The organism is Actinoplanes sp. 13, from assembly GCF_056134165.1.
Genome location: NZ_JBVYOQ010000006.1, coordinates 386,785 through 398,392 on the forward strand (window position 1 = coordinate 386,785; position 11,608 = coordinate 398,392).

An 11,608-nucleotide genomic window follows, 5' to 3' on the forward strand; every position below is an offset into this window, starting at 1 on the left:
CGCCGGGCGGAGGCGGCGCGGTGAGCAGTGAGACGCCGGCGCAACGAGACAGGGCGCGACGAAGGCCGCGCGGTGAGCAATGAGACGCCGGCCCAACGAGAGCAGGCGCGACGGTGAGCAGCGATGCGGTGAGTGACGAGACGCTGGCCGGAAGGGAGCGGGCGCGACGGTGGCGACTGGTGCTCGGCGGCGCGGCAGAGGAGTCGTTGGGCAAGGCGGCGGGACGGGACGGGTCCATGGATGCCGCGCTCGCGGCGCTCTATGACGGGGCCGAGGGTGGCGAAGGGCCGGCCAGCCGCCGGTCTGCCGGGCTGGGGAGCTCCGCCCCCAGGGTGGCCCGGTGGCTCGGCGACATCCGGGAGTACTTCCCGAGCACGGTGGTGCAGGTCATGCAGGCCGACGCCATCGAGCGGCTGGATCTGACCCGGCTGTTGCTGGAGCCGGAGATGCTCGCCGCGGTGGAGCCCGATGTGCACCTGGTAGGGACGCTTCTCTCGCTCAACCGGGTGATGCCGGCCGAGACCAAGGAGGCCGCGCGGCAGGTGGTGCGCACCGTGGTCGACCAGCTGGAGCAACGGATCGAGCAGAAGACCCGTTCGGCCGTCAGCGGCGCGCTGAACCGGGCGGCGCGGGTGAGCCGCCCCCGGCACACCGACATCGACTGGGACCGGACGATCCTCGCCAACCTCAAGCACTACCAGCCCGAGCACCGCACAGTGATCCCCGAGCGGCTGGTGGGGTACGGGCGGCGGACCACCTCGGTGCAGCGGGACGTGGTGCTCTGCGTGGACCAGTCCGGTTCGATGGCCGCCTCGGTGGTGTTCTCCGGAGTGTTCGCGGCGGTGCTGGCGTCGATGCGGTCGCTGCGCACCTCGCTGGTCGTCTTCGACACCGCGGTGGTCGACCTGACCGAGCAGCTCAGCGATCCGGTCGAGGTGCTGTTCGGGACTCAGCTCGGCGGCGGGACGGACATCAACCGGGCGGTGGCGTACAGCCAGCAGCTGATCACGCGGCCCCGGGACAGCATCTTCGTGCTGATCAGTGACCTCTACGAGGGTGGCGTGCGGGACGAGATGCTGCGCCGGGTGGCCGAGATGACCGCGGCGGGTGTGCAGGTGGTCGTGCTGCTGGCGCTGTCCGACGAAGGGGCTCCCGCATATGACCACGAGAACGCGGCCGCCCTCGCGGCAATGGGTGTCCCGGCCTTCGCGTGCACACCGGACGCGTTCCCGGGCCTGATGGCGGCGGCGATCGAGCGCCGGGACCTGAAAGCGTTCGCGGAACGCCTCACCGACCGGCGGGCCACCGGAGCGAGTTGATCGGGAGTAGCCGGGACGGCCATCGAAACAGAGCCAACTATTGCGACAGAGAGGCTGTTGCAAAGTCTTGGCAGTAACTACCGTAGGAGGCATGACTGCTTACTTGAACGACCCCGACGTCTGGCAGGAGAGCTGGGACCGGCAGCAAGAGGCGTTCATGCCCGACCGGGAGCACCGGATCACCGCCATGCTCGACGCCGTCGCCGCGGTCTCCGAGGACCGGGCACCGCGCCTGCTCGATCTCGCCGGCGGGACCGGCACGATCTCGCTGCGGACGCTGGCTCGCTTCCCCGGCGCGCGGGTGACCGTCCTGGATCAGGACCCGGTGCTGCTGACCATCGCCGAGTCGTCGCTGCGGAACCGCGCCACCCTGGTGGACGCGGATCTCGGTGACTCCGGATGGCGGGCGAAGCTGCCGCCCGGCAGCGAGTTCGACGCGGTGCTGACGGCGACGGCACTGCACTGGCTGCCCGCCGAGCGGGTGAGCGCGCTCTACGCGGAGGTCCGCGAGGTGCTGCGACCGGGCGGCGTCTTCGTGAACGCCGATCACATGCCGGAGGAGAACCTGCCCATCCTCTCCGGCCAGCTCAACGAGCAGGCGCGGATCAAACGCGAGGCCCGGTACGCGTCCGGCGCGTCCACGTCCTGGCCGGACTGGTGGGCCCGTGCCGCCGCCGACGAGCAGCTCGCCGCCAAGGCCGTCGAGCGGGCGCGGATCTACCCGGCGAAGGACCACGCCCAGGAATGGCTTCCGCCGGCGACGTGGCACCTGGAGGTGTTGCGGGCCGCCGGTTACCGCGAGGCGGGCCTGATCTGGCGGGGCGGCACGGACGCGGCGGTGGCCGGTCTCCGCTGACCCCACCACGGGGACGGCAGCCGAGGTCAGTCGGTCCAGCGCAGGAAACGGGTGAAGAGTTCGGAAGCCGGCGTGTGCGGCATGTCGCGGGCCGCCTCCTCCAGGTGGTTCCACATCAGGACAGCCAGGTCGAGGCGGCCCACCTCGGCGGAGAGACGCTCGCGGGCCGGCCGGCACGGCCAGGGCAGACCACAGCTCCGGCAGACCCAGGAGGGGCGGTCGGGAAGGTGCTCCCCGGAAGCGGATTGCCGCACGTCACCCCCCTCCGGCGCGGGGCGGGCACGACGGTAGGGCTCCGGGTCCGCCGCCATCGCACCCGCGCGCTCCAAACATTGCGGGACCCCGGTGCGCCGGTCAACAGCGGGACCGGCCGCTCCCTTGTCCGGGTGATGCCTGATGCGCCTTCGGGGGTGGTCGTTCGACCTTCCGGGAACGGCCGATCGGGTGGTGGGGCCGTGAAGGACGGCGTGCGGGCGGGTATTGACGAGGATCTGACAGTGCCGGTCGCGGACGGCGGCCACCTCGCGGAACATCGCCCGATATGTCCTGCTCTTTGGGAGCATGGGGTGGACCGAGGATCCGGGACGGTGACATGGCCGACGACGAACAGCAGCTGGGCGAGAGCGGCCTGTACGCCTCGACAGCGGCCGCACAGCTGCGCCGGAGTCAGCGCCGGAAACAGGCGGGTGTGGCGCTGGCGGGTGCGGCTGCCGTGCTGGCCGGCGCGGGCTTCCTGGTCACGGCGTTGATGGGCGGCCGGGAACAAACCAGCCTCCCCGGACCTGCGGCCCTGGCGCCGATGACGACCCTGGCCACGACCGCGACCACACCGTCGACGGAAAGCATCGACCCTTACGTCAGGCGTACCCCCGAAGGGTTCAAACCGGCGGAGCCGGTGGAGCGCAGCCCGGTGCCCAGCGCGGCGCGCACTGCGGAGCCGGCACCCGGCGAACCTCGCGGCTCCGCGTCCGCCGGTGGCCTGGCCGAGCAGGAGAGCGTGGGGGTCAGCGAGCGCACCGAGGCGCTGGAGAACGGGACCATCCGGATCGTGACCGCCCGGCGGGACCTGAGCGGCACCCGTGAGCTGGCGCTCGCCGGGGACGACGGGCAGCTGGTCGGCAGTGGAGTGCGCTGCACCGGCGACGTTCGGCTGCCGACGGGAGTGCCGGCCGAGCGGCGGCCGACTCTGCTCTTGTGCTGGCGTACGTCGGCGACCCGCAGCGTCATCACGATGGCCGTGGTCCCCCGGGGCGAGTGGCCCACGGCCTCCAGCGTCGCGGTGATCGGCCGGGAATGGGCGAGGCTGAACACTGAGCGCTAGAAGAAGGGCGATATACGTGTGAAAAAGAAAACCGCGGCAGGGCCGGAGCCCTGCCGCGGTTGCGTGTGATCGTCAGGCCTTGACCGTGGCGCTGGTGGCGCCGAGGAGCGCGGCGGTGTCGGGAACGACGACCCGGTACTGCTGGCCGCTCTTCAGGCCGCCGACCCGGACGCTGGCCTGTGCCTTGAAGGTCAGCACGGTCTTCCACTTGCCGGCGACGAGCTGGTGCACCTGCACGCTCTGACCGGCCACGCCGGTGAGGGTGACGGTCATCGTGCCGGCGCCGCTGCGGACGGCCTTGACCGAGGCGCGGACCTGGTAGCTGACCGGCGCCGAGACGGTCTCCCCCGCCTGGACGTGGACCCGGTAGGACGCCTTGGCGGTGCGGGACACGGCGATCATGCCGGCCGCGTCGGTCGTGGCGTCGGTGCACTTGGCCGGGCCGCCGGCCTCGGCGACGCAGACCGAGACGGACTGCTGCGCCCAGGCGTTGCCGCCCGCGGTCACGGTGAACGTGGTGACGGTGCCGGTGTTGTAGGCGACCTCCGCCGACGTCTTGTCCGCCGTGATGATCGGCGCGCCCGTGACAGGCGCGGTAGTAGGAGCAGTGGTCGGCGCGGTGGTCGGAGCCGTCGTGGGCGCCGTCGTGGGAGCCTGGGTCGGAGCCGTCGTGGGAGCCTGGGTCGGAGCGGTCGTCGGCGCGGTGGTCACCGGCGTGGTCGGCGCGGTGGTCGCCGGGGCGACCGAGGCGAGCGCGGCCAACGGGTCGATCCGGCCGTGACCGTAGTCGTTGTCGAACCCGGCCTTGCCCAGGTCGACGGAGGTCGTCTCGAGAGCCGACTCGATCTGGTCCGGCGTCAGCGACGGCGCGAACGACTTGAGCAGCGCGGCCACCGCGGCGACGTGCGGCGAAGCCATCGAGGTGCCGCTCATCGACTTGTAACCGCTGCCGAGCGAGGTCGGGTGGGTGCTCAGGATGCTGCTGCCGGGCGCGGCCACGTCGACGTAGCTGCCGGCGTTCGAGAACGAGGAGTACCGGTCCGAGGAGTCCGTGGAGGCGACGGCGACGACGCCCTCGTCGGCACCCGGGTAGTTGGTCGGGTTGCCCTCGGCACGGCTGTTGCCGGCGGCGGCGATCACGGTGACACCCTTGTTGCGGGCGTACTTGACCGCGTTGGTCACCGCGGCGACCTTGGTGCTGGAGCCGAGCGACATGTTGATCACCTGCGCGCCGTTGTCGGCGGCCCAGATGATGCCCTCGGCGGTGTCCGACATGTTGCCGCTGCCGTTCGAGCCCAACGCCTTGATCGGCATGATCTTGACGTCCGGGGCGATGCCGGAGACGCCGACGCCGTTGCCGGTGGCCGCGGCGATGGTGCCGGCCACGTGCGTGCCGTGCCCGTTGCCGTCGGTGCCGCCGTTCGCCTTGTTGGCGATCGCGTCGTACCCGGTCAGCACCTGACCGGCCAGGTCCGGGTGCTTCGCCTCGACGCCGGTGTCGATGACGGCGACGGTGACGCCCTCACCGGTCGACTTCTTCCACGCCTCGGCGACCTTCAGCTTCGCGAAGTCCCACTGCTGGCCGCGGCTCGGGTCCGAGCCGGTGGGGACGCCCAGCGCGTACGCCTTGGCGTCGACCTCGACGCTCACCGCGCCGTCGGCCTGCTGTCCGTCCTTGACCGCCGCGGTCGCGGCCGCCTTGTCGGTGGCCTCTTCGACCGAGATCACCGGCCGGCCGTCCTCATCGATCGTCGTGGTGACGATGCGGGCGGGCTTCTCGGCGGAGACGGTGGCCGGGAGCAACTGCTCCGGGCCGGCGGTCAAGCCGTAGGTCACGGGCTCCCAGTCGGCCGTGCCGGCCGGCAGAGCGACCACACCGACCGCGGCGAAAGCGGCGGCGGCAGCGGTGCCAAGAGCGAACCTGCGGATCTGAACCTTCATCAACTGCGTCCCTCTCCCCCGTTTGTCTTACGGGAATCAGATTCGGGTCCGGGAGTTGTGAAGGCAGTTGTCAGGCTGTTGCGCGTCGGGAGCAGCGCGACGGACGCCTTCTCACACTGTGATCGCTCCCGTGGTGACGCCCACGACGGCGGCGGTGTCCGGAACGACCACCCGGTAACGCTGGCCGCTGACCAGGCCGGACACCGTTGTGATCGGGACGGCGGGGAACTCGCCCACGATCTTCCAGACGCCCGAGTGGTACTGCTGGACCAGGGCCGTCTGGCCGGCGGCGCAGGTCAGCCGGACGGTCATGACGCCCTTCGCGGTGCGGGTGGCGGTGGCCATCGCCCGGACCCGGTACGTAGCGGTCGGGGAGGCCGTGGCGGTGGTCGTCTCGGACTCGGCGACCTTCAGGTACGCCTTGTAGGAGGCGACGCTGGGACGGCTCAGGGTGACGGTCCCGGCGGCGCTGGTCGTGGTGTCGGTGCAGGTGAAGTCGGCGCCGGCCTCGGCGACGCAGAGGGCGGCGGGCTTGCCGGCCCAGGGCCGGCCGGAGACGCGGACGGTGAAGGTGGTGGTGGCCGTCGTGCCGTACGCGACGTCGCGGGTGGTGACGTTGGAGGTCAACAGAGGCGTGATCCTGTTGGGCGTGGTCGTCGGGGGCGTCGTGGGCGCTGTCGTGGTGGGAGCCGTTGTCGGCGGCGTCGTGGCCGGAACGGTTGTCGGCGGCGTCGTGGCCGGCTTGGTCGTCGGCGGCGTCGTGGCCGGCTGGGTCGGGGCGGTGGTGGCGGCCGGAGTGACTGAGGCCAGCGCCGCCACCGGGTCGATCCGGCCATAGCCGTAGTCGTTGTCGAACCCGGCCTTGCCCCGGTCCACCGCGGTCTTCTCCAGCGCGACCTCGATCTGGTCCGGCGTCAACTGCGGCGCATAGGACTTCAGCAGCGCGGCCACCGCCGCGACATGCGGCGAGGCCATCGAAGTGCCGTTCAGATTCGCGTACGCGGTACCCAGCGCCGTCGGATAGGTGCTCAGGATCGCGCTGCCGGGCGCGGCGACGTCGACGTAGCTACCCGCGTTGGAGTAGCTCGCGTAGTTGTCCGAGGCGTCGGTCGCCGCCACCGCGATCACGCCGGCGTCGGCACCGGGATAAGACACCGGGCTCCCGGAGGTACGGCTGTTGCCCGCTGCGGCCACGACGGTGACACCCTTGCTCCGGGCGTACGCGATGGCGTTCGTCACCGCAGCCACCTTCACCGTCGCGCCGAGCGACATGTTGATCACCCGCGCGCCGTTGTCGGCGGCCCAGACGATGCCCTCGGCGGTGTCCGACATGTTCCCGCTGCCCTTGGCGTCGAGAACCTTGATCGGGAGAATCTTGACGTCCGGCGCGACCGAGGAGACCCCGACGCTGTTGCCGCTGACCGCGGCGATCGTGCCGGCGACGTGGGTGCCGTGCCCGTTGCCGTCGGTGCTGACACCGGCCTTGTCCGCGATCGCGTCGTAACCGCTCAGGACGTTGGGCGCCAGGTCCGGGTGTTTGGCGTCGACGCCGGTGTCGATCACGGCGACGGTGACACCCGCGCCGGTCGACTTCGTCCAGGCATCGGCGATCCTCAGCTTGGTGAAGTCCCATTGCTGACTGCGGTACGGGTCGGGGCCGGTGGGAACGCCGAGGGCGTACACCGGGGCGTCGATCTCTACGCTGACCGCGTCGTCGGTCTCCTGAGCGTCCTCGACCAGCCGGTTGGCGGCGCGGCGGCTGGTCGCCTCCTTGACGGTGACGACCGGGCGGCCGGCCTTGTCGACGGTGGTGGTGACGACGCGGGCGGGCCGGGTCTCCGAGATGGTGGCGGGGAGCAGCTGTTCGGGGGTGGCGGTGAGGCCGTAGGTGACGGGCTCCCAGCTCGCCGTGCCGGTGGGCAGGGCGACGGCGCACACCGCGGCCAGTGCGCCCACGGCGACAGCACCGGCGGCATACCGGCGCAAGTGATGCTTCATCCTCGAAGTCCCTCCGTTGGCGGTCGAGGACGAGCATCGGCGGGACGGCGGGTGGTGATGAATCTTTCCGAGGTTGCAGCCAGGTAGCAGAGCGGGCCCCTCCGACTGGAGGGGCCCGTCCTCAGCGAGTGGCGATCAGTATGGCGAGACCGTGAACGTGGAGCCGCTGCTGACGATCGACGGCGCGGCGGCCTCGGCGGCGTTGGCAGCGCCGTTCGCCACCACGGTGACGGTGTACGTGCCCTCGGCCACCGGCGTGTTCGCCACCGGCGAGCTGTCCGCCGGGTCCAGGCGGTCCGCCCCGAGATCAAGAGTGCAGTGCAGCTCCGTGTTGCTGACCACGAGCACCTTCCTGCACTCCTGAACCCCCCGGTTGCTGGCCGCCACGTAGGCGTCCTTGACCAGGAAGACATGCGCTGTCGCGTCGGTGGCGGCAGCATTGTCCGCCCGGTTGAAGGTCAGCTGCTGGAAACCCATGCCTTTGATCTCGATGTCGACCTTCGAGCCGGGCGCCGCGGTCTTCGGGCTGACCGAGATGCCGTTGGTATAGGTGAAGGTGACTGGGACGTCCGCAGTGTCGTTGTCGGAGTCCTGCGGGAGGCCGTTGTTGTCCGGGTCCAGGCTGCTGACCATGCCGCCCTGGGTGGTGACGACGAGCGACAGACCGGTACCCGCCGCACGGGCCGGGGTCGTCGCGGTGAAACTGTTGCCGTTGGGCGCCACTTTGAGAGAGGTGAGAGGCACGCCGGCCACCGACGCAGCGGTCGCGTTCGCCGCGGTCGCGAAGCCCACCCCGGTCACCGTGATGGACTGTCCGCCGAACGCCGGGCTGCTGGTCGGGATGACCGCCGTGATCTTCGGCCGCACGGCTAAGGTGTACGCCGCGTTGGCCAGCAGCGTGCTGGTCGTGGTCGACGGGCTGTCATAGACGCAGACGTTCCACTTCGCGATGGTCTGCGCTCCGGCGAGGACGAGCCCGTTGGGATTGACCGTGCTGGCATTGCCATCGACCAGGGCGGGGTAGGGCTTCGACGGAACTTCGAAGGCGATTTTCGTGCCCGAGCTGCGTTTGACCAGGTCCGGGTCGACGGTCAGCACCCCGGCGGTGGAGGTGGTCCCGCTGGCAGCGATCTGAGTGACCGCTTTCGCCATCGGGCTGCAGGTGGTGGCACCGGTCCCGGTGTATTGGAACTGCACCGTGGGCAGGCTGCCGGCAACGAACGGGGTCGGGTTGGCGGCGCCGGCGATGACCGTCCCGGTGAGTGTGTTGCCGCCGCCGCTGGGTCCGCTGGCGCTGCTGAGCGTCATCGGCAGGGAGGCGGCGAAGGCCGGGACCGCAGTGAGGCCGAGAAGCACACCGGTAGCCGTGAGAGTGGACAGGCCGGCTAACCGCGTAATCATGCGTTCCTCCTGGTGGCGGGCAGTCCTTGAGGGCAGCGTAAGGGGCATTTGATCCGCCTCCGGCGCGAATGACGAAACCCTCTCGGGAAACTCTCAGGCGCCGTCTGGCGAGATTTAGCCCGATATGTCGCTGGCGTTGACAGCATGAAAGTTCGGGGTCCGCCGCCCGAGCGGCGGATCGACAGCCGAAACCCAAGGGGCACAGACGATGACCATTGATGACGACGACCGAGCCGGCAGTTCCGCTGAGGCACCGGCGTCCGCGCGTCAGCCGGGCCGGCGCCGCCTCCGGACGGTGGCAGGCGTGGCCGGACTGGCCGCGCTCCTCGGCTCCGGCGCCTTCCTCGTGACGACGTGGGCGACCGACAAGGACGAGACGGCGGTCCAGGAGATCCAGGCGCGGGCGCCGCTCACGCCGGCTTCGACGGGCCAGGACACGCCAGTGTCCGCGAAAGCCGAGAAGAAATCCCCGGCTGCGGACAGCGACAAGACGAAGGCGGAACCCACTCCGGAGTCGGCGGCCGACCGCATCCGCGCGGCTCGCGAGGCGGCCGCCAAGGACGGCGTGAAGATCACGCGGCCGCTGCCCGTCAAGGACGACAACCCGGCCGGCGCCGCCGCCGCGGCCGCGGCGAAGGAGGTCACCGTCGGTTCAGCCAAAGAGGGCGGGGCCATGCGCATCATCACGGTGCGCGGCGACTTGAGCGGCCAGCGCGAGATCGGCTGGGTGGCCGGTGGTATCAAGAAGCACGGCAAAGCCGAATGTTCGCAGCGGTTCAAGCTTTACAACGAACAGGAACCCAAGGTACGGCCCAGCCTGCTGGTCTGCTGGCGGACCAGCGCCAAGCGCAGCGTGATCGTGGCGGACACGAAGATCGGCGGGCGGCCCGCAGTCAGTAAGAGTCTGGCGGTGATCGAACGGGAGTGGCGCAAACTCGGTTAAGTCATCGCGATAGAACGCCGGCCGCCAATGTGGCGGCCGGCGTTCTTGCGTTCGTCGCTGGGCTTTGGAACGGCGGCCCGGAGCGTGCGCTCCGGGCCGCCGTTGCAATGCTTCGTGGTCGTCAGAAGGAGGCGACGGTGAAGGTTGAGGCGCTGGAAATTGTGCTCTGCACGTAGCTGGGGTCGGTTTGCACCGCGTTGAGCGCAGCGTTGCTCACGAACTGCAGGTTGTAGGCCCCCTCGGGAACGACGGTGTACCCACTGCTGATTACTGCGTTCACGGTGCCGGGAGTCGTTGCGGAGACGGCAGCTGGGGTGCCCGCGGTGTCGAACATGACAGCAGTCGTCCCGCCCTGCGCGTTGATCTTCGAGGGTGTCGGGGAGTTGGGGATGCCGACACCGCCGATGAACTTGCCTACGTCATTGCCGTCCAGGACAGGTGAAATGCCAGAGATGTTCTCATCAGCACCCAGAGTCACCGAAGCGACCTTGTTGTCCGAGGCGGCGATCGTGATGGTTGTGCTGTTGTCCGCCGTGTCGGTAGCCGGGTTGGACATGATCGCCTCCGTGCCGCTGAACACGGCAGTGATCACTGTTCCCGTCGGAATCTTCGGGTTGCTCGTAGCCAGATCGATGACAGCCTTGCCGACATCTGTCTGGTCGAACGTGGACGCTGCTGCGGTAAGCAGCCGGCTGCCGGCGGTCGTGTCGAGAGTGAGTCCAACGCCATACTTCGGCGCCGCCCTGAGGATCGCATCGCCGGCGGCGTTCAACCGCTTGGTTAGATCCAATCTGCAGACTAGTTCAGTGTCGCTGAGCACGAGGACCTTGCCGCAGTCGGATACCGCTGGGTTCGCCCGCACGGTGCCGCCCGTGACGGCTGCGCTGCTGTAGCTGCCCTCGACCAGGAAGATGTGTGCCCCGGTGGTCACATTGCTGCTCCAAGCTGCGCTCTCGAACCCGACGCCGTTGACGATCACATCGACGGGCCGTGTGTTGGGTGCCGTCTTCGGGTTGGCGACCACCGCACTGGTGTAAGAGTAGACGCCGTTCCTCGTGTAGGACCCGGCTGCCGTGGTGACCGTCAGTGAGACGTTGTTGGCCGGGGCGTGCATCGGCGTACGCGCACTGAAAGCGGTACTGCTGATCGGCGTGATCGAGATCAGCGGCGTGCCGCCGAGCGTGGCGGTGATGGCGCCGGGCTCGGTCGGGAAGTTGGTACCGGTAACCGTGATCAGGCTGCCGCCCAGTGCCGGCCCGGCTTTGGGGGAGACTCCCGTTGCCGTCTGCATCGTGGTCACCCGGTACGGGTTGCTGGCAATCAGATCCGACGACGCGGCGTCACCGGTGTCCACGGTGCCGTTGTAGACACAGAGGTTCCAGCCAACACTCGAGGAACCGGCCGCCGTTGCCGCCGTGTTCATCGCGGCTTGGTCGGCGTAGAACAGCGTCGGCGCGGTGATGGCAAGCCGGGTGTTGGTAACTTTTCGAATCTTGTCAGCGGCAGGCAACTTGTTGGTTGTGGTGTCATTGTCGTAGTCGCTCGGGCATGCCGTAGGCGCAAAGAGCACGCCTGGATCGTCGATGCCAGCCAGGAACGGGTTCGGCGAAGTGATGTCGATGTTGTTGCCGCCCTCCCACGAACCAATGCCCTGACTCAGGGACAGTTGGCCGGCGGAGTATTGGGCGCCGGAGATCAGCGTGGAGGCGGCGGCGGTGCCGTTGTACAGGCAGAGGCTGTACGCCGTCGGCCTGGCAGTCGTGGAGGTCACTCCGGTCGGCACCGTCACGCTCGCGGCAGTGTCACTGGTCCGGGTGGCCGTGCCCGTA

At 69.6% G+C, this 11,608-nt stretch carries 9 protein-coding genes; 4 read left to right on the forward strand and 5 right to left on the reverse strand.

What is annotated here, in order from left to right:
• Window positions 1–128: 128 nt before the first annotated feature.
• The gene (locus AC0NH5_RS16400) at window positions 129–1,319 is read left to right on the forward strand and encodes a VWA domain-containing protein (RefSeq protein WP_474404406.1); all 1,191 of its coding nucleotides are present in this window, start codon (window positions 129–131) and stop codon (window positions 1,317–1,319) included.
• A gap of 91 nt (window positions 1,320–1,410) precedes the next feature.
• Window positions 1,411–2,175: a class I SAM-dependent methyltransferase gene (locus AC0NH5_RS16405; protein ID WP_474404408.1), complete on the forward strand. Its 765-nt coding sequence runs from the start codon at window positions 1,411–1,413 to the stop codon at window positions 2,173–2,175.
• Window positions 2,176–2,201: 26 nt separating this feature from the next.
• On the opposite strand, the gene AC0NH5_RS16410 is transcribed toward AC0NH5_RS16405, so the two are convergent.
• Entirely contained in the window at window positions 2,202–2,429 is a 228-nt protein-coding gene (locus AC0NH5_RS16410) for a hypothetical protein (RefSeq protein WP_474404410.1), read from the reverse strand.
• Between the two features lie 338 nt (window positions 2,430–2,767).
• Here AC0NH5_RS16410 and AC0NH5_RS16415 point away from each other — a divergent pair, with 338 nt between their 5' ends.
• Entirely contained in the window at window positions 2,768–3,496 is a 729-nt protein-coding gene (locus tag AC0NH5_RS16415) for a hypothetical protein (RefSeq protein ID WP_474404412.1), read from the forward strand.
• Between the two features lie 72 nt (window positions 3,497–3,568).
• Here AC0NH5_RS16415 and AC0NH5_RS16420 read toward each other — a convergent pair whose 3' ends face one another.
• From AC0NH5_RS16420 to AC0NH5_RS16430, 3 genes are all read right to left on the reverse strand, one after another.
• The gene (locus AC0NH5_RS16420; protein WP_474404414.1) at window positions 3,569–5,437 is read right to left on the reverse strand and encodes a S8 family peptidase; all 1,869 of its coding nucleotides are present in this window, start codon (window positions 5,435–5,437) and stop codon (window positions 3,569–3,571) included.
• Between the two features lie 111 nt (window positions 5,438–5,548).
• Window positions 5,549–7,435, reverse strand: a complete 1,887-nt coding sequence (locus tag AC0NH5_RS16425; RefSeq protein WP_474404416.1) for a S8 family peptidase — start codon at window positions 7,433–7,435, stop codon at window positions 5,549–5,551.
• A gap of 135 nt (window positions 7,436–7,570) precedes the next feature.
• Window positions 7,571–8,836 (reverse strand): IPT/TIG domain-containing protein, encoded by a 1,266-nt coding sequence (locus tag AC0NH5_RS16430; protein WP_474404418.1) that lies wholly within the window; start codon window positions 8,834–8,836, stop codon window positions 7,571–7,573.
• A gap of 208 nt (window positions 8,837–9,044) precedes the next feature.
• On the opposite strand from AC0NH5_RS16430, the gene AC0NH5_RS16435 reads away from it, so the two are divergent.
• Window positions 9,045–9,779 carry a hypothetical protein gene (locus tag AC0NH5_RS16435; protein WP_474404420.1) on the forward strand — a complete coding sequence of 245 codons (735 nt, stop codon included), beginning with the start codon at window positions 9,045–9,047 and terminating at the stop codon, window positions 9,777–9,779.
• A gap of 121 nt (window positions 9,780–9,900) precedes the next feature.
• Here the strand turns inward: AC0NH5_RS16435 and AC0NH5_RS16440 are convergent.
• Window positions 9,901–11,608: IPT/TIG domain-containing protein (locus AC0NH5_RS16440; RefSeq protein ID WP_474404422.1), on the reverse strand; the 1,708-nt coding region annotated here is incomplete at its 5' end.

Coding starts and splice junctions, on each gene's coding strand:
- AC0NH5_RS16405 (WP_474404408.1), top strand. CDS start 1,411: ATGACTGCTTACTTGAACGACCCCGACGTCTGGCAGGAGAGCTGGGAC.
- AC0NH5_RS16415 (WP_474404412.1), top strand. CDS start 2,768: ATGGCCGACGACGAACAGCAGCTGGGCGAGAGCGGCCTGTACGCCTCG.
- AC0NH5_RS16420 (WP_474404414.1), bottom strand. CDS start 5,437: ATGAAGGTTCAGATCCGCAGGTTCGCTCTTGGCACCGCTGCCGCCGCC.
- AC0NH5_RS16425 (WP_474404416.1), bottom strand. CDS start 7,435: ATGAAGCATCACTTGCGCCGGTATGCCGCCGGTGCTGTCGCCGTGGGC.
- AC0NH5_RS16430 (WP_474404418.1), bottom strand. CDS start 8,836: ATGATTACGCGGTTAGCCGGCCTGTCCACTCTCACGGCTACCGGTGTG.
- AC0NH5_RS16435 (WP_474404420.1), top strand. CDS start 9,045: ATGACCATTGATGACGACGACCGAGCCGGCAGTTCCGCTGAGGCACCG.